The organism is Veillonella sp. ACP1 (assembly GCF_000286635.1).
Classification (GTDB): Bacteria; Bacillota; Negativicutes; order Veillonellales; family Veillonellaceae; genus Veillonella; species Veillonella atypica.
Genome location: NZ_ALKL01000001.1, coordinates 182,433 through 204,151 on the forward strand (window position 1 = coordinate 182,433; position 21,719 = coordinate 204,151).

The following is a 21,719-nucleotide window of genomic DNA, read 5'->3' on the forward strand; positions in this document are numbered from 1 at the left end:
ATATTTCATTTATGTATGTTGCTAGAGATAAGAATGCGAGGATTCATAAACTATAACTATTTTAGTTGTAAAATCCGCTCAAGACCTGCAGCAGTATGATGATTTTCCAAAAACGCTCTTTGATCAAGTAGCTCCATGAGATCCATATCTGTAATGGATAATTTGAAGTCAAAGACGTCAAAGTTAGACTTCATATGCTCTAAGCTTGTTGCTTTTGGCAATGGAATGATGCCTCGTTGGATGTGCCAACGCAAGATGATTTGATGCTTCGTTTTTCCATATTTTTCAGCCAAGCTCTTGATGATAGGGTGCTCGAATATAGGCTGGCGATTGCGTGTGAATGGGGACCACGCCATACCTACTACTTGATGCTTACGCATTAATTGTAATAAGGATTGACGTTGGTTAAACGGGTGGCACTCGATTTGGTTCACCACAGGTTTTACATTACAGTGGTATAGCAAGTCGATTAAACGGTCTTCGTAGAAGTTGGAAAGACCCAACCCGCGTAGCACGTTTTGGTCGTATAATTCCTCCATAGCGCGCCAAGAGCCGTAGTAATCACCTAGTGGTTGGTGAATAAGCATGATATCTATATAATTAGTATTTAACTTCTTTAGAGCACTTTCAACAGCGCGCATCGTAGCATCGTAACCGGCATTGGTATGCCAAATTTTAGTGGTTACAATGATGTCGGACCGATTAATACCAGATGCACTCATGCCCTTGCCGACGGCTTCTTCGTTATCATAATAAGCTGCCGTATCGAGTAAACGGTATCCAGCCTGTAAGGCATTCGTTACAGCTTGCTCCGTTTCCTCCGACGTTCCTGTTTTGTAGGTGCCAAATCCGATGGATGGCACAAAGCTACCATTATTTAAAATTCTAAAATCCATACGTTCTTCCATGAGAAACCTCCATATGTATACTTGTTTAGGAATATTATATCAGATATTATTTCTGACTAGTAATATCTAATCATATAGGGAATTAGCTTTCATACAATTCTTATTGATTTTGTGATATACTAAGGTATTGATAAAAATCAATACAATGGATAGAGATAAGGTGAAAGTATGAACAAATTTCGACTTGGTGCTGTAATGGCACTATTGGTCATTGTTGTATGTGCGATTGCAGGTTGTGGTACATCTACAGTATCCGTTGCCGATGTTACTTATAAAGATATGCCGTTACAAATTCATAATGAAGCGAATGTAACAGCTCTTAATAAGTCCACTATTACGCCCGCTGTATCAGGTGCGGCTACGTATGCTGTGAAGGTAGGCGATAAGGTAACACAAGGTCAAGTGGTGGCGACGATTGATACGTCGGCATTGCAACAACAATTAGCGTCCTTACAAGGTCAGCTTAGTGCGGCCCAATCCTATACGCCTGCTGTTGAAACAACGACGACAACGACGGCGCCTACGGTTAGCAGTGCTCAGCTTGAAAGTGCTCGCCAAATGCGCGAGGCTGGTAATATTACAGAAAAGGAATATAATCGTATTCTAGAACGGTCTCGACCTCAAACTGTGACAACCACAACTGGTGGTGGCGGTGGTGGCAACGGTGCTAGTGTTGCTGCTATTGAGGCACAAATTGCTCAGGTGTCCGCACAAATAGCTGCCGCTAATATTACGGCTCCTATAGCTGGTGTGGTGACTGCTATTTACAATGAAGATCGTCAAATGGCGATTGCAGATCGTCCATTTATGTTGATACAACAAGAGACGCCTATGGTAGCATCCTTGAGTATTCCTCGTGATGCGGCTATGAAATTAGCTAGCCCAGAGGCAAAATCAAGTATTAAAGTGTCTTTGCATGTCGGTGATTCAGATATTCCAGGTGAGTTGACCTATATAGATACAAACCAGCCTGAAAATGTACCAAGTGTACTAGTTAAGGCTACTTTCAACAACGAAAAAGGAACTATTAAGGCTGGTGAATTTTATAGTTTGACCATCGAATCTAGTGCTCAAGCTAAGATGCTCGTTGTTCCTGCTGCGGCAGTACGTGAAAATCAAGATGGTAAATATGTATATGTATTAACCGCTGATAATACGGTAGACGTACGTGTCGTTGAAGTAGGGGATGAACAAGATGGGTATGTGTCCATCATGACAGGCCTCAATGAAGGCGAACAAGTTATTACAACCAAGGGAACCTTTGAACTAGGTGAAAAGGTGAAGGTTCAATAAATATCTTATGAGTAGCTAGAAACTAGCAACCATGAATGTTAAAAAGGAGGAGATTATTATTTTAGAATTTAAACGTTTTGAATTAAGAGATAAACCATTAATCGATAAATATTTTGAACAACATCATTACGAAGCGTCGGATAATTGCTTTACTACATTGTATATGTGGCAAGAAGCCTATGGCATTCGTTGGGCTGAAGAAAATGGCGTATTGTACATCCAAGGTGGTGGTAAGCGCGATCCATTCCTATTACCTCCATTTGCTGGTAAGGATGCGAAGTTCCTCGATGGTTTATTGCGTGCAAAAGAATGGTTTGTAGAAAATAAATTACCATTCATTTTCAAAGGTGTTAGCAAGGTTGTGAAAGAACGGATGGAGGAACTATGCCCAGGCCGTTACGTATTCACACCTGACCGTGATAACTACGAATATATTTATAAGTCTGAAGATCTTATTAATTTGTCCGGTAAGAAATTCCGTCAAAAGAAAAATCACTTGAATCAATTCCGTATGCAATATTCCAACTATGAATATGTGCCAATTACAGAAGACATCATTCCATTGTGCCGTGAGACAGCAGCGTCTTGGGTGGAAACTCATCACGAAGAAGGTATTGAAGATGAATTAGTGGCTATTAATTTACTCTTTGATCATTGGGATGTCTTGGGCTTAAAAGGCGGCGCTATTAAGTTGTTTGGTCGCGTAGAGGCTTTCAGTATCGGCGAATTAATGAATGATAGAATGGCTTTAATTCACATCGAAAAAGCCAATCCGGATATTCGCGGTTTGTATCAAGCAATTAATAATGAATTCATCCGCCATGAATTTAGCAATGTAGAGTTTATCAATCGTGAAGAAGATATGGGTTTGCCTGGTCTTCGTCAAGCGAAGGAATCTTATAATCCTGATCATTTTGCAGAAAAATATGATGCTGTATATGCTAATGAAGCAGATAATGCAACGGGCGGTAAATAATCAGGTCAATTTAATAACGAATGTGAGAGTGGTACTGTATGGTGCCACTCTTTTCCGTTATAATAAAGGGTAGAGTGTGTGAAATACATTCTACTACATGAAATATATAGCTCTAGAGCTATTTAGGATAGAAAGGAAATCGTATGGATTTTAGAATTGCTACATCACAAGATACCCCTCAAGTTGAAGCGCTATGGGCGTATTGCTTTGAACCAAAAGAAGATCCCTTCTTTCAATATTATTTTTCTAACTGTTATGAACCGGAGAATACTGTCGTAGGTATCCAAGAAGGTCAATTACTCTCCACTGTTCATTTGCGTCAATATAACATCAATGTGCGCGGCGCTATCTTGCCTACTAGTTATATGGTTGGTGTTGCTACTCATCCAGCTGCACGTCGTGGTGGCGTAGGTGGTGCATTATTGTTGCACTCCTTAGAAGAATTGCGCCGTCGTGGTCAAGGCATTACCATTTTAATGCCTTCTAAAGCGGGATTTTACCAACAATATGGCTGGGATTTGTACGCTCATCAATGGGTACAGACCATGCCATTAGAGAGTTTGCGTCCTTTGACGGATAAAACCTTATCCTTTGGATTGCTAAATGATGTAGAGCAATGGACATTGCTTGATCCTGTTTACAAAGCCTATACGAAGGATTTATATGGCTATGCGGAACGGGGTGAGAAGGAATGGAAACGTCTATTAGGCAGTTTCTTTGCTGAAGGTGTGAACATTGCGGTCGTGAAAAACGATGAAGGTCAAATCGAAGGTTACGCCGTCTATCGTTTAGGGGCTCCTGAAATTCCTGTTACAGAATTTGTATATACAACGCGTCGTGCTCAACGTGGTTTGCTTAATTATTTTTATAACCATCGTTCTCAAGGTGAAAGCATTCGCTGGAATGAAGGGTTGCATGATACGGGTTATAGATTTGTTCCTGATGGAAAAACAGGTCATACAACGATGCCGTATATGATGGCGCGTATCGTAGACGTAGAAACAGCGTTGACTACGGTACCTGTTAATCCAGAAGCCGTTATGATGCCAATTACCTTAAACATTAAGGTTACCGATACATTATGCGATTGGAATAATGGCGTATTTGCCCTTAGCCTAGGTGAAAGCACTTTACCTAACGTAAAACGCGTTTCTGCTGAATCTGTGGATGAAATCGATATCACCATAGACATTGGCGGTCTAACAGTCCTGTTGATGGGGGCTGTATCAGCTAAAGATCTTGTGTTTGAAGGTAAATTACAAGGCGAATCTCATTGGATTGATTATCTAGATATGGTATATCCTAAACAAAATACATATATCAACGAATGGTGGTAATATGAGCTGGAGAACATATACAGTAAAAGAAGAGGTAGATACAACAGTATCTGCTTATGTAAAAGAGCGATTTTCTTTATCCTCTCGAAATGTGCAGATGATATTCCGTAAGAAACGGGTGAAGGTCAATAGCCGCGTTGCTCATTCCAAGCGTATGCTAAGAAAAGGGGATGTTATTACTATTGAGTTACCACAAGATAAGGATTATGGTGTAGAGGTTGAAAAAGGACCTATAGAGGTTCTCTATGAGGATGAACACACACTTGTGGTGTATAAGTCTCCATTTATGCTAGTTCATCCAGCAGGTCAAACGAAATATCATACATTGAGTAATCTGGTGGCTGGCTATTATGCTAAACGCGGCGAAGTTCATAAAATTCGGCCTGTTCATCGCTTGGATCGAGATACAACAGGTGTTATTATGTTTGGCAAAACCCGTGAGGCAGAACAATATTACACTAAACAGCTACAAGAAGGTCGAATTCACCGTGTCTATCGCGGTCTCGTAGAAGGAAAGATTACATCTGATGGTGTGGTGAATGAACCTATCGGTGTGGATCCGGTATTTGATAATCGCCGCTGTGTTGATGAATTTGGTCAAGATGCTGTAACCGAATATCATGTGATTGAATATGATGATGTACAATCGTTGTTAGAGTTTACATTGCTAACCGGACGAACTCATCAAATTCGCGTTCATATGGCTCATATTGGTCACCCTATCATTGGCGATGCCATGTATGGTATGCGGAAAAAACCGTATACGAGACAGGCCTTACATGCCTATTCGTTGACATTTATACCATATGGACAATCTGAACTGGTGACTGTTATCGCACCTGTACCATCTGATTTAGGTCGTGAACTACAAACTAAAAAGCTGCCCTAGGGCAGCTTTTTGTATAAGTGTATAGGTTTGACAACGAAAAAAGGACTCCTGATGGAGTCCTTTTTCATGTAAGGGGAGTGTTAGTATTAACATCAAATGACCTATGTATTTAAACAAGTAGTAGGTTTGGGGTTAGTATTACTTGTCGGGAGATAAATACATTAAGTAATCAGGGAATATTTACTTATAATTATCATTTGATGTAGTAATTATAAGTAAATACTATGAAGGTAAAATGAACTTCTAAAAAATATTTTATGAAATTTAGATGAAATGTAAAATTCGTTTATTAAATGTTGATAAATGCCATACTTCTTGATATGATAATAGAGGAGGATAATATCTTCTCTTTATTTTTTTTAAAAATATTTAAAAAAATCGTTCTAGTTATAAGACTTTTGTTGTTGGGTTAGAAAGGGGGCCACTATGAAGTTGCTTATAGCTTTGATGGCCTTTTTTTGCCTCATAACATATTCGAATACAGCACAAGCGACTGATTGGTACTATGTAAGTCCTGATGACAAAGGTAATCAACTCTTTATAGATAATGATAGTGTTCAAAAAAGCGATTATGATGCTGTTCTTTGGCTAAAAGTTAATGAACCAGGTGGTGATGAACTTCGCTATAAGGTATATATTAGCCGTTATAATCGGACCATGGAAATTCTAGAAGTAGATGCGTATATGCCAAACGGAACTCAATATGATAATGTTGATTATGATAAAGATCCTGAACCGATTGAAGGCAATACGAATGGTCAAGCCATCTATAGATTGTTATGGCAATAAATAGCTTGAATTTAATATTTTAGATATAAATTTAAAAAATTAAATATAAAAATACCTAGCTAGACAGCAACTAGCTAGGTATTTTTTGTGTGTAAATGTATTGTAAACACGCAGAGGTGTTACAGTCTTTGTAGATAGATAAAATTTAAGATATTCACTAGTGATTGGTAACAACCGTTAGTTTATAGCTGAGCGGCTGTACGGGTTAATTCCAAATCATTAATCATTTGTAAATCGTCTTGCGGGGATCTACCGCCGGTTGTTAAGTAACCGCCTACCATGATGCCGTTAAGACCACCTTTTAGTGCGTACGATTGTAAATCGCGAAGATTTACTTCTCGACCGCCTGCGGTACGAATTAATGCATGAGGTAAAATAAAGCGGAATACAGCGAAGGTACGTAAAATTTCCATCGGTTTTAACGCTTTGTTATGTTCGAATGGAGTACCCTTAATCGGATTTAATATGTTTAATGGAATGGAATCAATGTTAAGGCGTTTAAGTTCAAACGCCATTTCTACGCGTTGTTCTAGCGTTTCGTTTAGACCTAAGATACCGCCAGAGCAAACGCGAATGCCGGCTTTTTTGGCATTTTCTATGGTAGACATCTTGTCCTCATAGGAATGTGTGGAGCAGATGTCAGGGAAATGACTTGGTGCAGTTTCGATATTGGAATGATAGCGAGTAACACCAACTTCTTTTAATTGAAGAGCTTGTTCATAGGTTAACAAACCAAGGGAACAACAAATTTCTAAACCAATTTTTTCGCGAATTTCTTTTAATACGCGTAAGATTTGGTTGAATTCATTAGGGTTGGAAGTGTTGCGACCGCTTGTAACGATAGAGAAGCGAATAGCACCAGCTTCTTTTGCTTTTCTAGCAGCATCTAAAATCGATTCATCATCCATAAATGGATATTCTTGAACGCCTGTATTGTGGTGTGCCGACTGTGCACAGAATTTACAGTTTTCAGGACATTTACCAGAACGAGCATTTACGATTGCGCAAATATCGACGGAATTGTCATTGAAATGTTGTTTTATTTTATCTGCCATAGCCAATAAAATCATGGTATCTTCATCGGATGTATGGATTAAATCGATGGCTTCCTCTTTAGTGATTTCCCCACCATGTAATATACGATTGGCAATGGTTAATATTTTTTCATAAGAACCCACCTGGGTTTGTTGCTCTACTGGAAGTGCCATTATAGCCTCCTTGTTATTGTTAACTTATAAAAACGAATATATTTACAATGTAATTGTAGTATTCTTGGATACTAATTGTCAACTGTATAAATAAATTAGTTTACAATATGATATCTTACATATTATATAGAAATATATAGTATAATTAGATATTAGTATTCTATAAGTTAGGAAAGGAGACAATATGCAACCCTTTCGTTTTATACATTGTGGAGACCTTCATTTAGGGGCTCCTTTTCAATATGCTATGGGGATGAGTCGGCATGTAGATCGTGCCGTCGCAGAAGCAACCTATGAAGCTTTCAATAATATCATTGAAATCGCTGTGCGCGAACGCGTTAATGCAGTTGTGATTAGCGGCGATGTTTATAATAGTGAAGATCATAATTTAGAGGCTCAGGTCCGATTTGTGCGTGCCATGTATCGCTTGTGGGAGGCGCATATTCCCGTATATATGGTGCAAGGTAATCATGATCCTGCTGAAAGCTGGCGCGCTGGCTTATCAATGCCTGATAATGTACATGTGTTTTCGGATACACAGGTACAACGATTTCCATTGATGGTTAATAATATTGAAGTTGGTGGTGTTTACGGCATCAGTTGTGGTCATGGCAATGAACAATCTAATTTTGCTGCACAATATAAAGCCTTTGAACGAGATGAGTTTTCCCTTGCTGTCATGCATGGAACGGTTGGATCTAGTGTGGGCAGTGAACATCATGATGTAACAGGGCCCTGTAATTTGACGGATATCATGCAAGGCGCTATGGACTATTGGGCACTAGGTCATATCCATAAATCACAGGTGATTTCAGAAGACCCTATGGTCGTATATGCGGGCAATCCTCAAGGATTACATCGGAAGGAATCTGGCGCTAAAGGATGCTATATGGTCAACGTATCACATAATGGACATTGTGAATTAGAATTTATTGAGACCAGTGCCATTCGTTTTGAAGATATAAAGATCGATATTGCAGGCATACAAACTGAACGTGAGTTATTAGATTTGTTGAGCCATAAAAAGCAGTCCTTACGTAAAAAATATAATAAGAATACATTGGTATCGGTCTATTTAGTAGGAACTGGTCCAATGCATCGCTTATGCGTGGATGAGTCCGTTCGAAAATTATGGCTACGGGAGACGCAGGCAGAGGAAAAGAGTAAATCTATTTTTGTTATGCCATACCGCATGATTGCTAAAACGCGTCCTACTGTTAATTTGGCAGAACGCCGTTTATTGTCCGACATGGTAGGCGATTATCTACGTGCCTATGATGAAACCGTTACTGATATTGAGGCCGTACGTCAAATCTTGGTCGATCGTCCTGAGTCTAAACGACTTGGCAGTTATTTAGATTTATTATCAGACGATGTATTGAAACGAGTTATGGAACGCAGTGAAATGGAAGGGGTTACGGTGTTAATGGGGGTAAACGATGAACATTAAACAGATTCGACTCGACTCATTTGGGCCGTATGAAAACTGGACATTTAAATCCGGTCCTAACGGTGTACAGCTTGTATATGGCGCTAATGAAAGTGGGAAAACCTCCTTATTAGAAGGTATGCGTTCTCTTTTATTTGGCGGTAAACATAAAAAATATGGTTATGTAAGTGGATCTCTTGAGCTCGACAAAGAGGGGACGGCTTATCATTTAGGCCGACAAAACAAGAATTTAGATTTTTATTCTCCTGGTGAGCCTAGCATAAAGGACGAGCCGAATCAATTGTGGTGGCATGGGCTCGATAAAAAAACGTATAACCGCATATTCGGCCTTACGTTAGAGGACCTTCAAGGCGTAGATATACTCAATGAAGTAGATGTACGAGCTAGATTCTTTGGCGCCGAAGGGGGCGAGCAACTCGGTGGTGTAGTAAAAAGCATTGAAACCAATGCTAATGACTTACTGGTTGCGTCTGCATCAGGCAAACGCCGCATCAATGTTTTGATAGATCGATTACAAGAAAATAAGGCTCGTCTATCCGCACTGGGTGAACATGAAACGCAATATGTAGAATTACAACAAGCGTTGAAGGCTTCCGAGGATACAGAAGCAGAAATTCAGAATCAAATCAAAGAATGGCAAGATTATCGTGAAGGCGTAGAGATGGTGCTTCGTGCATGGGATACGTATCGACGTAGCGAAGAGGCGCGTCGTCGTATGCAACAGTTTACATCTCCTGATACACTAGATCGCGATGCGTTTTTAAGTATCGATGAGGGCCTTCGTGAAGCTCGTCAGAATATGCAGCTTTGGCTTGATAAAGAAGAAGCACTAAAACCGGAAAATTTTGATCCTAATAGTCCATTTACTACCTATGGCCAAGATATAGAGGATTTGATTCAACAAGGTGCGAAGTGGGAACAATTGCGCCGTGAGTGTGAAGAAGGCGAAGCCTACATTGCTAAGGTTAAAGAGCAACTTGATTTCTCGAGAGGGTTACAATCTTCATGGCGCAAGGATGAATCGGTGCCAACTGATGTGAATTGGTTTGAAGGGGAACGTTTATCCAAACGATTGCGTACCGCAAAGGACCAATTATTATATTGGCAAAGCCAAGCACCATCCTTGCAAAAAGAACCAAAAATAAGTGAAGATAGTTCATCTGTTGACACTGGTGAAAATAGCCCTGTTAACACCTGGGCTCAGCAAGAGTTGCAGGCTGTTATGATTGATATTGCAGATCTAGAGTCTCGACTTGGAGAACATGGTTCCATACGTATGGCCGCGATGCCGATTTGGTTGCAACGTATTGGAGGGATTGGAGCCGTCGTTGGTGTATTGATGTCCTTGGCAGGCCTCATTGCGCTAGAATCTGTACTATATAGTATCGGTGGTATTATTTTGTTAATACTTGGACTGGGATTGTTCTGGTATGGATGGCGCCTTCGCCATGTAGATGATTCCGATGTAGCTCGGTTGATGCGTGAACTAGAACGCTTACAGCAACGTAAGTCGTATTTGGAAACACAATTGGATGTACCTTTACCTGTGGCGTCAGATATACCGAACTTGGAAACGGCAGCTATTGAGCAACGTTACAATGATGAAGGTAAACAATTACAGGCTAATTATGAAAAAGCCTTGGCTGAATGGCAAGCATGGATTCCTGAAGGGGCTGCCAAGAGTCTCGATGAAGATGATTTCTTTAGTATGAAGCATGAATATGACCAGTACTCTGAACAATTGCGGACCATTGAAGGATACGAGAAACGCTTAGATGAACATAAGGAATCTTTGCGCCTTATAGAGGACCAAGCTGTTACCTTATGGTATAACCTTGGTGTTGAAGCCCCTGTGTCTCCTACTGAGCTAAAACGTATTTATAACCAATATAAAAACTTTCAACAACAAATGATTCGTTGGGAACAAAAAGAATCACAGCGTAAGAGCTACCGTATGGAGTATGATAATTGGCATCGCAAGGAAAAAGAGCTTTTACTAGAACAAAAAGCATTGCTTGAAAAAAGCGGATTATCCGGGGCCAATGAATATCGTCAAAAACTCATTGATGAAGATCAATTTAAGCAATGGGAAACGATTTACAAACAAAGCCAAGTACAGCTTGATTTGTTAACTCCAGATGGTGAAAATAAAGATTTATTCTATCGCCGCTTGCGTGAGGGGAATAAAGAGAATTGGACTGATGAATTAGCCCATGCAGATCAAGAGCTGAATGCGCGCAAGGATGCGATGGCTAACCTCTATGAGAAACGAGGCCAAATCGTGGAAGCTATGCGTGCATTGGGTTCAGATCAGGAGCAACGGGAAGCCATTCAACAACGACAAGAGTTAGAATCTGAATTGGAATCTGCCTTGGAAGATTGGGCCACTCAAGTTGTCATCGCTCATTGTATGGAACGAGCGCAACAATCATACGAAGAAGAGTCACAACCAAAGATGTTAGAATTAGCATCTCAGTACATTAAACGTTTAACGAATGGTGCTTATACATTTGATATGTGGGGATTGCAAGACGGTTTAGCCCTTTTGAATGAACGGGGTGAACGATTACCGATTCATCATTGGTCTAGTGGTTTAGCGGATCAGGTGTATCTCGCGTTGCGTTTGGCACTAGCAAAGGTCTTTTCGTACCAAGTGGATGCATTGCCAATCATATTAGATGATATCCTAGTCCGATTTGATGAAGAACGCCAAAAGAGTGCACTTGAGTTGTTAGCTGAACTTGGTGAACATCAACAAATTTGGTTGTTTACATGTCAGCAACAAGTGTATTACATGGGTCAAGCTATTGCTGGTATAGATACGCATATATTACAACGTGCATAAATTTCTATCCCTAAAAATATAGATAATAAGTGGCTTTGCATATTCATCACTTTTGGGGTACACTTTTAATATAAGCGTGACATTCTAATATAAAATCTTATATACATGTATGGGTGTGTTTTGTAGAAAGGGGTGGAAATTTGAATACTGCTTATTTAGATATGATTCAGGGCAAGAACCCTGGCATAACACCGGTATGGTATATGCGCCAAGCAGGGCGCAGTCAGGCTGCATATCGTAAGATAAAAGAGAAGTACACATTGTTCGAAATTACCAAACAACCAGAACTTTGCGCACAAGTGACAGAACTGCCTGTTAAAGAATATGGCGTTGATGCGGCTATTCTTTATAAGGATATTATGAGCCCTATGGTGGCTATTGGCGTGAATGTGGATATTAAACCTGGTGTAGGTCCTGTATTTGATACTCCAATACGCCGTATGGAAGATATTGAACGATTATATGCGTTTGATGCAACAAAGGTAGAATATATTGCCAAAACTATTGAGTTGTTGACTACCGAGGTGCTTGATGTACCTCTTATTGGCTTTTGTGGTGCACCATTCACCATCGCGTCTTACCTTATTGAAGGAGGTCCTACGAAAAGTTATAACAAAACTCGTGGGATGTTAATTAGCGAACCCGAAATTTGGAATAGACTAATGGAAAAACTAGCGGATATGTCCATCGAGTATTTGTCAATGCAAGCGCGCGCTGGTGCTAATGCTTTACAAATCTTTGACTCTTGGGTGGGGGCCGTTAATAGTACAGAATATGAGCAAGCTATTTTCCCTCATATGAAACGTATTATTTCCACAGTAAAATCTAGATTCCCTAACTTGCCGCTCGCTATGAATGGTGTCGGTACAGATCACCTTGTTTCTACTTGGGCTAAATTACCTCTTGATGTTATCGCCTTAGATTGGCGAAGCTCTATTGGGGCGGCTAAGGATAGAGGTGTTACACAAACAGTACAGGGGAACCTTGATCCGGCTTATTTATACGGGGATACAAAAACAATAGCCAAGGTGGTAGATGAAATCTTAATGGATGGCGTTCGCCATGGTAAACATGTATTTAACTTAGGGCATGGTGTATTCCCTGAGGCGGATCCAGCAAAATTACATTGGTTGACAGACTATGTTCATGAAAAGAGCCGTGAATTGTGGGCTCGTGAAAACCGATAATATGAAGCAGGCTATACTGTTATTATCTTTTGGTACACCTCGTCAACCATCTGATTTATTACCCTATTTGACGAGCATTCGACGCGGAAAAATTCCGACAGAACGAGAATTGAAGGTTCTAACTGCTCGTTACGATGCCATCGGACAATGGGATAATAAGCTGTTGCAAACGATGGGGGAAGAGCAAAAGAAAACTCTTACATCCCTATTGGCGATAGACGCGATGTATTTGGCCTATCTTCATATGCCTAATAGTATGGAACAAGCTATAGAATCCATAGCAACTGCAGGGTATACTTCTATTGTATGCATTGTCACATCGCCGTTTTATTCTATGGTTGGAACGGGCGCATATGAACGGAAATTACATTCTATATTACGAGCGTATCCGGATATATCTTGTGAAATTATCAAATCTTGGTGGAATAGACCACAGTTTTTTGAATACTGGCGTTCACAGTTGATGGCCGTGAATCCATTACAAGCTGATACAGCCTGTATTTTCTCTGCCCATAGTGTACCTACTTCAACGGTTGGTAGTTATGAAGATGAAGTCATGTCCGCATCAAATCAAATTGCAAAAATGGTAGGCCTTAATCACTGGTATCAGGCATGGCAAAGTGCGGCGCCCTATGGTGAATGGTTAGGTCCTACCATTGAAAGTGTCATTGAACAGGCTCTTATAGATGGAGCAAAACGGATTGTATGTATTCCTTTTGGGTTTGTTAGCGATCATGTAGAAATTTTGTATGATAATGATATTATTTGTCGGAATATCGTTGAAAATGCTGGGGCTACATACGAACGTCTGCCTATGCCCAATGGAAATACCCTATTTATGGAGGCCATGGCAAAGGCTATACGAGAAAGGATTAATAAGTGAAGGTAACGATTGTTGGTGGTGGCCTTACGGGGCTTACTGCAGCCTATTATTTAGGCCATGCCAAACCAGATTGGCAGATACAATTATATGAACAGGCCCCTCGATTTGGCGGTAAAATTCAAACGCAACAAGTAGATGATTTTGTGGTTGAGTTAGGACCGGATTCCTACTTGGGCCGCAAAACGGAAATGACGGATCTCATTACAGATCTTGGTCTAGCAGATACGCTTGTATCCAATGAAACGGGGCAAGCCTATGTGTATGACCGCGGTAACATTCATCCAATTCCAGGTGGTTCCATCATGGGCGTTCCTACGGAAATGATGCCTTTTGTGAAAGCGACCTTAATTTCCTGGGCTGGTAAAGTGCGTGCTGGTCTTGATTATTTTAAGAAACCGTATCCATTAGATGCTCACGGTGATGTATCGATTGGTCATTTCTTCCGCTATCATTTAGGTCAAGAAATGATGGATAAATTAATTGAGCCATTATTGGCGGGTATTTATGGTGGCGATATTTATAAAATCAGTCTATTATCTACGTTTCCACATTTTATTCAAGTAGAACAAAAATATGGCAATATGGTTAAGGGCATGATTGCTGCTAAGATGAGCCATCAAAAGGCGGGGGTATCTAAGGCTGCCAAAGGTGCTGTTAATGAAGGCGACGTTCCCCGTGCTGGTAAAGGAACGATGACGGATGCTCAATTTGATAAGAAACAATCTAGTATTCAGCGAACGAATGGAAATCTAAAAGCATCAAAAGGAACCGCATCACAATCCGGTATGTTTAGACAATTAACGGGTGGTCTTGAAAGCGTGGTAAGTGCGATTGTGGAACAAATGCCATCCAATGTTACATTGACTACTAAGGCCCTTGTTCGAGATATATCGTATGCTCATGCAGTGTATCGTTATAATGTGAATGGCTTAGAAGAAACCTCTGATATGTTGGTTATCTCTACACCACCGGCTACGTATAAAGATTGGTTTATTGGAGATACTGGATTTGATGGCGTACGCAATATGGAACAATCCAGTTGTGCTATTGCAATCATGGCCTTTGATAAAGCGTCCTTTGATGGCGAACTAAAAGGCTCTGGCTTGTTGATTACTCGTAAAACGGATACACCATTAACAGCGTGTACTATATTAAATCAAAAATGGCCACAAACAACGCCAGATGATAAAATCGTTCTTCGCGTTTTTATCGGTAAACCTGGTAATGATGTGGTGGAACGTTATAGTGATGAAGAACTTTCTGCATTAGCTCTTAAAGAAATTCAACGTATTATGAACTTTAATGCAAATCCAGAATGGATCAAAATCAATCGTTTAATACATTGCATGCCTCAATATAATGTGGGTCATCGTGCTGCTATCGCAGCCGTTCGGGAGCATGTGAAAGAACATTATCCTAATTTGTATCTCATTGGGACACCGTTTGATGGGATTGGGATACCGGATGGGGTGAAGCAGGCTAAGGAACTTGTGCAACGGTTGTAATTCTACGTAGCCGATTCGGTATGGGCGTCAATAGGTTGTTGGTATAAGTACTACGTTGCCGGCGATGGATAAGTCTCCTTCAGCTCCAGCTAGCTTAACGGTCTTCGGCCTAGGGCCTCGACCTACTAAAGTCGCTTCAGAAGGCTTATCCATCGCCTACAATAGTAGATACTGAATGTACAATGGTTACCTATTGAGACCCATTCCTCACCTACTGTAGATTTCTTTAAACAACCGTAGCACAAGGTTCTTTAGCCCAGACTATAGGGGAACGGTCTTCGGCCTAGGGCCTCGACTTACTAAAGTCGCTTCAGAAGGCTTATCCATTGCCTACTGTAGCGGATTTTAGCCTCCATCTAGTACAAGGTCCTTTAGCCTAGGTTAGAGGAAAACGGTCTTCGGGTTAGGGGCTCGATTTTGAAATTGTAAATTGTGTTTTATATATTTTATGTGAAAAGGAGTGGTATTATGGGTAAGGCAATTCCTACTGTTGAGGGTTGGCATAGTCAACATATGGTGTTTTCCATGGATTTTAGTGCTTGGAATTGTTTTGATGCAGAGGAGAAGGCTGAGGCTCGCGATGAGTTAAAGGCATTTTTGGCTGAGTTGGAGTCTATGCACCAAGCTAAAGAAGGCAGTTATGCATTTTATGATGTGAATGGTTATAAGGGCGATCTTTTGTTGTGGATTTTGGCGCCGTCTCTTGAGGATTTGGCGAAATGGGAATGCAAATTCCGTCGTTTAACGATTGCGTCTGTGCTTGTTCAAACGTATTCTTATACGTCTGTAACCGAGGTCAGTGCATATGTGAAAGCTAAGCTTGATACGCCTGAGGTGGATGCGAAATTGTATCCAACTGTACCAAAGGATAAATATATTTGTTTTTATAATATGACGAAGAAGCGTGAAGGCAATGATAATTGGTATATGTTGCCTCAAGAGGAACGCGGTCGTATGATGCGTGAACATGGCATCACTGGTAGACCATATTTAGAAGTACTATCTGAGTACACTACAGGTGGTGTTGGTCTTGATGATTGGGAATGGGGCGTTACTATTTTTAGTAATGATGACATTCAATTCAAGAAAATTGTTTACGATATGCGCTTTGAAGAAGCGAGTGCACGATATGGTATCTTCAGCGATTTCTATGTAGGAACGTTGATTGATGAAGCACGCTTTGATGAAGTGTTTGCTTAATCTATAACTACCAGTAGTAGTACTGTAAAGGGAAGGGGTTAAAGTTTTGACGCTAGCCATACGAAGCCTTGAGGGCTAAGTAAAATCGGCTGGTGGAAAAATTTTACCCCTTTTTGTTTTCCTATAATGAATCATGTATACAAAATACGCATATGGCTATGATTTTACCGCAAGTTAGATTGCGGTTTTTATATTATCAATTTACAGTGGACTTTGGTATACTGTGTATAGACACTAAATTCTATAGAATTTGAATTTTATATGAATATTGAAATGGAATTAACTTTCACAAGGCTTATATATAATGATTATAGAGGTTGTGAAACATCAAGTGATATGAGAAGGAGTACAAAAGCTATGGAGATGAATGGTAGCGTTATTGATCAACAACGTTTAGATCAGGCTAGACTTGAAGCAAATGGCATGTATAGCAGCCAATTTGAAAAAGATGCCTGTGGTATGGGTTTTGTCGTAAATATTAAGGGCAAAAAATCCCATGATATCATCGATGATGGCTTGCGTATTTTAGAGCGTCTTGAGCATCGTGGTGGTGCTGGTGCAGATAAGGATACAGGCGATGGTGCTGGTATCTTGGTACAAATCCCACATGAATTTTTTAAACGTGAATGCGAAGTGTTGGGCATTAGTTTACCTGCAGCAGGCGAATATGGTGTGGGCATGATTTTTGCGCATAAATATGAAAGTCTTCGCAATGAGCAAAAACGTATTTTTGAAGAAGTAGTACGCGAAGAGGGGCAAGTCGTTCTCGGTTGGCGTGAAGTGCCTGTAGATGGTACTAAAGTTGGTAAGGAAGCGGCTGCTATTCGTCCTTGGATGATCCAAATTCTCATTGGTAAAGGCCCTGATGTAACGAATAATGCGGAATTTGAACGTAAATTATATGTTATCCGTAAATTGGCGGAAAAACGCATTATTCCATTGAGTAAGGAACTATCTAGCGACTTTTATATTGCATCCTTGTCCTCTAAAACAATTGTATATAAAGGTATGTTGACTCCTGGTCAATTGCGTGACTTCTACCTTGATTTGAGCGACCTTGATTTCACATCTGCATTGGCAATGGTTCACTCCCGTTTTAGTACGAACACATTCCCAAGCTGGGCTCGGGCGCATCCTAACCGTTTCTTAGTTCATAATGGTGAAATTAATACAATTCGCGGTAACGTAAACTGGATCAATGCTCGTGAAGGTAAAGCTGAGTCTCCATTGTTCCCTGATATTAAAAAGGTATTCCCTGTAGTAGATGATAGCGGTTCTGACTCTGCTATGTTTGATAACACATTGGAATTCTTGCACATGACAGGTCGTTCCTTGCCTCATGCAATCATGATGATGATTCCTGAACCTTGGGAACGCAATAAGCTCATGAGCCAAGAAAAACATGACTTCTACGAATTCAATAGCTTTATGATGGAACCATGGGATGGTCCTGCTGCTATGGGCTTCACGGACGGGACTGTTATCGGCGGTGTTCTCGACCGTAATGGCTTGCGTCCTGCTCGTTACTATGTAACAACTGATGATCGCGTTATCATGGCATCCGAAGTGGGCGTTGTGAACGAAAATGCAGAAAATATTCGCGCAAAAGGTCGTTTGGAACCAGGCAAAATGCTTCTTATCGATACGGCAGAACAACGTATCATTTCCGATGATGAAATCAAACAACGCATTGCAACTGAATTGCCATATAATGAATGGGTAAAAGAACATGTTATTCATTTGTCTGAAATTACGCAAGCTGATGAAAGTGATGTGCCAGCTGTAGAAGATTTATTTAAGCAACAACAAGCATTTGGCTATACGCAAGAAGATTTGGTACGCATGATTGTGCCTATGGCAAAGGATGGTAAAGATCCTGTAGGTGCCATGGGTGCCGATGCGCCTTTGGCAATCCTCTCTGAAAAACCACAATTACTATATAACTACTTTAAGCAAATGTTCGCGCAAGTAACGAATCCTCCAATCGATTCGATTCGTGAAGAAATGGTTACATCTACACGCGTAATGCTTGGCAACTCCGGCAACTTAACAGATCCTAATAAGACTGGTACATATGCATTGTCTATGCGTACACCAATTCTTACAAACCAAGAATTGGCATCTATCAAAGCTCTTGCTTGCCGTCGTATGAAATCTGTTACATTGCCAATCCTCTTTGACCCATCTAAGGGTGTAGACGGAATGCGCGAGGCACTTAAAGAATTGTGTGAAAAAGCAGAAGAAGCAGCACGTACAGATCAAAACGTATTGATTTTATCTGACCGTGGTGTTGATGCGAACCATGCGCCAATTCCAGCACTTTTAGCTGTGGCAGCTGTTCATAATCATTTGATTCGCAAAGTATTGCGTACAGAAATTGGCTTGATTCTTGAATCTGGTGAACCTCGTGAGGTACATCATTTCTGTACATTGATCGGTTATGGTGTAACTGCTATCAACCCTTATTTGGCATTTGAAACAGTCAAAGATTTACATGCGCGCAAACGCCTTGGTGATATTACATTAGAAAAGGCGGAACAAAACTACATTAAGGCCGCCGTCGGTGGTATTATGAAGGTTATGTCCAAAATGGGTATTTCTACAGTGCGTTCCTATCATGGTGCTCAAATTTTTGAAGCATTAGGTCTTAACTCTGATTTCATTAAAAAATATTTCGTAAATACACCAACACGTATCGGTGGCATTGGTTTGTATGGTGTTACTACAGAAGCGTTGGCTCGTTTTGATCGAGCTTTCAAAAAAGACGAATCTGTTCTCGAACCAGGCGGTTGGTACGGTCCTGTAAAAGACGGGGAAGAACATTTATTCAACCCTAAAACAATTGATCTTTTACAAGAATCTCTTATCAACGGCGACTATGCTAAATATAAAGAATACTCTAAAGCTATCCGCAACGATTACCATGTAACATTGCGTTCCTTGATGGAATTGAACTATCCTGTAGGCGGTGGTATTCCTATTGAAGAGGTTGAACCTGAAGAATCCATCGTAAAACGTTTCAAAGCAGGCGCTATGAGTTATGGTGCCATCAGTAAAGAAGCGCATGAAACAATCGCTATTGCGATGAATCGTCTTGGTTCTACATCTAACTCTGGTGAAGGTGGCGAAGATTCTGCACGCTTTAAACCATTGCCAAATGGCGACAGCATGAACTCTGAAGTAAAACAAATTGCATCCGGTCGTTTCGGTGTAACTGCTAATTACTTGATTCATGCCAAAGAATTGCAAATCAAATGTGCACAAGGTGCTAAACCAGGTGAAGGTGGTCAATTACCAGGTAAAAAGGTATATCCTGAAATCGGTAAGGCTCGTCACTCCACACCAGGTGTAGAACTTGTTTCTCCTCCACCACATCATGATATTTACTCCATCGAAGACTTGGCGGAATTAATTTACGATTTGAAATGCGTCAATAAAGATGCTCGCATTTCCGTTAAATTGACTTCCGAAGCTGGCGTTGGTACAATCGCAGCTGGTGTGGCGAAAGCAAAAGCAGATAATATCTTGATTTCCGGTTATGACGGCGGTACAGGTGCGGCTGGTCGTACATCTGTAAAACACGCTGGTGTGCCTTGGGAACTTGGTTTATCTGAAACTCATCAAACATTGATGCTTAATCGTTTGCGTGACCGCGTTCAATTAGAGGTAGACTCTAAATTGATGACTGGTTTCGACGTAGCTGTTGCGGCTATGCTTGGTGCTGAGTTGTTTGGTTTCGGTACATTACCACTTGTAGCTGTAGGCTGTAAAATGGCTCGTGTATGTAACCTCAACACATGCCCTTATGGCGTGGCTACACAAGATGAAAAATTGCGTGCTCGTTTCAACGGCAAACCTGAATATGTAGAAAACTTGATGATCTTCATTGCACGTGAATTGCGTGAAATCATGGCTCGCTTAGGCATCCGTTCCGTAGCTGAACTTGTTGGCCGTATCGATCTTGTTCGTCAAAAATCTCAAGACGATAACTTCAAATTGTCTCGTGTCGATTTGAAACGTATCTTGTTCCATCCATACATCGATGCGTCTGTTGGTCATATGCATACCATCGATCAAGACCATGAATTGGAACGCACATTGGATATGTCCAAACTCTTGCGTATGTGCCGTCCTGCTATCGAAGATCAAAAACCTATTCGCGCTAAATTGGCTATTAACAACATTAACCGTGTAGTAGGTACATTAGTTGGTTCTGAGGTAACACGTCGTTATGGTGAAAGCGGACTTCCAGATAACACAATCAAGTTGAACTTTGAAGGTTCTGCAGGTCAATCCTTTGGTGCTTTCATTCCAAAAGGCATGACATTAGAACTCGAAGGGGATGCGAATGACTACCTCGGTAAAGGTTTATCCGGCGGTACCATCGTTGTTTACCCACCTAAGAAATCTATCTTTGAAGCTGACGAAAACATCCTTATCGGCAACGTTGCCTTCTATGGTGCTACATCTGGTAAATCCTATATCAATGGTGTAGCTGGTGAACGTTTCGCCGTTCGTAACAGTGGTATTACAGCTGTTGTGGAAGGTGTAGGCGACCATGGTTGTGAATACATGACAGGTGGCGAGGTTCTTGTACTCGGTAAAATTGGTCGTAACTTCGCAGCTGGTATGTCCGGTGGCTATGCGTACATCCTCGATTGCGATGAACGTTATGTAAATACTGGTCTTGTAGAATTACGTCCTGCTAATAATGATGACCTTAAACGAATCAAAGAATTAGTCGAACAACATGTATTGCATACTAATTCCACAAAAGGCCGTCATATCCTTGAAAACTGGAATAACTTTGCAAATAGATTTACTAAGGTTGTTCCTGTAGCATACGAAGAAATGCATGCTGCTATTGAACGATTCAAAGAACAAGGCTTGTCCTTAGAAGAAGCTCAATTGGCTGCATTTAAAGAAAAATATGCAAAATAAGTTCTAATCTAATATAACTTAGAGAGAATGTAATGTAGAATGCCTCTATAGTTTTGACTATAGAGGCATTTTCATGTATAATATTTGTATTGCAATATTGGATCATGGCAGTTCTCGGGCCCGTGCAATGGGGGCCTGTGAATCGTGTCAGGACTGAGAGGTAGCAGCACTAAGCGGTAACCTTCATGTGCCACGGGGAACCCGGGGGCTGTCGTGATCGAATATTGCAAGGCGGCCTTGGGGGCCGCTTTTTTTATCCTATTATTGAAGCTAAAACGGGTATTAGTTACATGCAAAGAGGACGTGAA

Annotated in this window: 15 protein-coding genes and 1 other RNA gene; 13 read left to right on the top strand and 3 right to left on the bottom strand. The window is 40.7% G+C overall.

The genetic code is table 11. From position 1 onward, the window contains the following. Nucleotides 1-56 precede the first annotated feature (56 nt). On the bottom strand, nt 57-908 hold the full coding sequence (locus tag HMPREF1151_RS00865) for an aldo/keto reductase (RefSeq protein WP_009660639.1): 852 nt from the start codon (nt 906-908) through the stop codon (nt 57-59). Between the two features lie 168 nt (nt 909-1,076). On the opposite strand from HMPREF1151_RS00865, the gene HMPREF1151_RS00870 reads away from it, so the two are divergent. From HMPREF1151_RS00870 to HMPREF1151_RS00890, 5 genes are all read left to right on the top strand, one after another. Further along, nucleotides 1,077-2,201 carry an efflux RND transporter periplasmic adaptor subunit gene (locus HMPREF1151_RS00870; protein ID WP_009660742.1) on the top strand — a complete coding sequence of 375 codons (1,125 nt, stop codon included), beginning with the start codon at nt 1,077-1,079 and terminating at the stop codon, nt 2,199-2,201. Between the two features lie 31 nt (nt 2,202-2,232). Beyond that, complete coding sequence (locus tag HMPREF1151_RS00875; RefSeq protein WP_005375748.1) at nt 2,233-3,177, top strand: DUF2156 domain-containing protein; 945 nt, start codon at nt 2,233-2,235, stop codon at nt 3,175-3,177. A 143-nt stretch (nt 3,178-3,320) separates the two neighbouring features. Further along, nucleotides 3,321-4,514 (top strand): enhanced intracellular survival protein Eis, encoded by a 1,194-nt coding sequence (gene eis, locus HMPREF1151_RS00880; protein WP_009660635.1) that lies wholly within the window; start codon nt 3,321-3,323, stop codon nt 4,512-4,514. A 1-nt stretch (nt 4,515) separates the two neighbouring features. Continuing rightward, a complete protein-coding gene (locus HMPREF1151_RS00885; RefSeq protein WP_009660679.1) occupies nt 4,516-5,403 on the top strand; it encodes an RluA family pseudouridine synthase in 888 nt (295 codons plus the stop codon). Between the two features lie 426 nt (nt 5,404-5,829). After that, nucleotides 5,830-6,192 carry a hypothetical protein gene (locus HMPREF1151_RS00890; RefSeq protein ID WP_005375251.1) on the top strand — a complete coding sequence of 121 codons (363 nt, stop codon included), beginning with the start codon at nt 5,830-5,832 and terminating at the stop codon, nt 6,190-6,192. Between the two features lie 182 nt (nt 6,193-6,374). Here the strand turns inward: HMPREF1151_RS00890 and bioB are convergent, their stop codons facing one another. Continuing rightward, nucleotides 6,375-7,400: a biotin synthase BioB gene (gene bioB, locus HMPREF1151_RS00895; protein ID WP_009660699.1), complete on the bottom strand. Its 1,026-nt coding sequence runs from the start codon at nt 7,398-7,400 to the stop codon at nt 6,375-6,377. Between the two features lie 184 nt (nt 7,401-7,584). Between bioB and HMPREF1151_RS00900 the strand changes: the two genes are divergently transcribed. The 5 genes from HMPREF1151_RS00900 (at nt 7,585) to hemG (ending at nt 15,270) form a co-directional block, all read left to right on the top strand. After that, nucleotides 7,585-8,850, top strand: a complete 1,266-nt coding sequence (locus tag HMPREF1151_RS00900; RefSeq protein WP_009660591.1) for an exonuclease SbcCD subunit D — start codon at nt 7,585-7,587, stop codon at nt 8,848-8,850. Next, complete coding sequence (locus tag HMPREF1151_RS00905; protein ID WP_009660674.1) at nt 8,840-11,695, top strand: AAA family ATPase; 2,856 nt, start codon at nt 8,840-8,842, stop codon at nt 11,693-11,695. Before HMPREF1151_RS00900 ends, HMPREF1151_RS00905 begins: the two co-directional genes overlap by 11 nt. A gap of 140 nt (nt 11,696-11,835) precedes the next feature. Next, the gene (gene hemE, locus HMPREF1151_RS00910) at nt 11,836-12,882 is read left to right on the top strand and encodes a uroporphyrinogen decarboxylase (protein ID WP_009660667.1); all 1,047 of its coding nucleotides are present in this window, start codon (nt 11,836-11,838) and stop codon (nt 12,880-12,882) included. Further along, nucleotides 12,869-13,765, top strand: a complete 897-nt coding sequence (gene hemH, locus HMPREF1151_RS00915) for a ferrochelatase (RefSeq protein WP_009660687.1) — start codon at nt 12,869-12,871, stop codon at nt 13,763-13,765. The genes hemE and hemH overlap by 14 nt, the downstream gene beginning before the upstream one ends. Further along, the gene (gene hemG, locus HMPREF1151_RS00920; RefSeq protein WP_009660616.1) at nt 13,762-15,270 is read left to right on the top strand and encodes a protoporphyrinogen oxidase; all 1,509 of its coding nucleotides are present in this window, start codon (nt 13,762-13,764) and stop codon (nt 15,268-15,270) included. The genes hemH and hemG overlap by 4 nt, the downstream gene beginning before the upstream one ends. Before the next feature lie 27 nt (nt 15,271-15,297). Here hemG and HMPREF1151_RS09930 read toward each other — a convergent pair whose 3' ends face one another. Beyond that, the gene (locus HMPREF1151_RS09930; protein ID WP_005384109.1) at nt 15,298-15,423 is read right to left on the bottom strand and encodes a hypothetical protein; all 126 of its coding nucleotides are present in this window, start codon (nt 15,421-15,423) and stop codon (nt 15,298-15,300) included. A gap of 315 nt (nt 15,424-15,738) precedes the next feature. On the opposite strand from HMPREF1151_RS09930, the gene hemQ reads away from it, so the two are divergent. From hemQ to ffs, 3 genes are all read left to right on the top strand, one after another. Next, the gene (gene hemQ, locus HMPREF1151_RS00925; RefSeq protein ID WP_009660691.1) at nt 15,739-16,470 is read left to right on the top strand and encodes a hydrogen peroxide-dependent heme synthase; all 732 of its coding nucleotides are present in this window, start codon (nt 15,739-15,741) and stop codon (nt 16,468-16,470) included. Nucleotides 16,471-16,827: 357 nt separating this feature from the next. Next, nucleotides 16,828-21,411 (top strand): glutamate synthase large subunit, encoded by a 4,584-nt coding sequence (gene gltB / locus HMPREF1151_RS00930; protein ID WP_009660595.1) that lies wholly within the window; start codon nt 16,828-16,830, stop codon nt 21,409-21,411. Nucleotides 21,412-21,522: 111 nt separating this feature from the next. Further along, an RNA gene (ffs, locus tag HMPREF1151_RS09605) (signal recognition particle sRNA small type) lies at nt 21,523-21,622 on the top strand. Nucleotides 21,623-21,719: the final 97 nt, after the last annotated feature.

What these genes read in the sequence shown, in the direction of transcription:
- bioB (WP_009660699.1), bottom strand. Translation starts at nt 7,400, where the DNA reads ATGGCACTTCCAGTAGAGCAACAAACCCAGGTGGGTTCTTATGAAAAA.
- hemQ (WP_009660691.1), top strand. Translation starts at nt 15,739, where the DNA reads ATGGGTAAGGCAATTCCTACTGTTGAGGGTTGGCATAGTCAACATATG.
- HMPREF1151_RS00875 (WP_005375748.1), top strand. Translation starts at nt 2,233, where the DNA reads ATGAATGTTAAAAAGGAGGAGATTATTATTTTAGAATTTAAACGTTTT.
- HMPREF1151_RS00900 (WP_009660591.1), top strand. Translation starts at nt 7,585, where the DNA reads ATGCAACCCTTTCGTTTTATACATTGTGGAGACCTTCATTTAGGGGCT.
- HMPREF1151_RS00905 (WP_009660674.1), top strand. Translation starts at nt 8,840, where the DNA reads ATGAACATTAAACAGATTCGACTCGACTCATTTGGGCCGTATGAAAAC.
- HMPREF1151_RS00865 (WP_009660639.1), bottom strand. Translation starts at nt 908, where the DNA reads ATGGAAGAACGTATGGATTTTAGAATTTTAAATAATGGTAGCTTTGTG.
- HMPREF1151_RS00885 (WP_009660679.1), top strand. Translation starts at nt 4,516, where the DNA reads ATGAGCTGGAGAACATATACAGTAAAAGAAGAGGTAGATACAACAGTA.
- HMPREF1151_RS00890 (WP_005375251.1), top strand. Translation starts at nt 5,830, where the DNA reads ATGAAGTTGCTTATAGCTTTGATGGCCTTTTTTTGCCTCATAACATAT.
- HMPREF1151_RS00870 (WP_009660742.1), top strand. Translation starts at nt 1,077, where the DNA reads ATGAACAAATTTCGACTTGGTGCTGTAATGGCACTATTGGTCATTGTT.
- eis (WP_009660635.1), top strand. Translation starts at nt 3,321, where the DNA reads ATGGATTTTAGAATTGCTACATCACAAGATACCCCTCAAGTTGAAGCG.
- gltB (WP_009660595.1), top strand. Translation starts at nt 16,828, where the DNA reads ATGGAGATGAATGGTAGCGTTATTGATCAACAACGTTTAGATCAGGCT.
- HMPREF1151_RS09930 (WP_005384109.1), bottom strand. Translation starts at nt 15,423, where the DNA reads ATGGATAAGCCTTCTGAAGCGACTTTAGTAGGTCGAGGCCCTAGGCCG.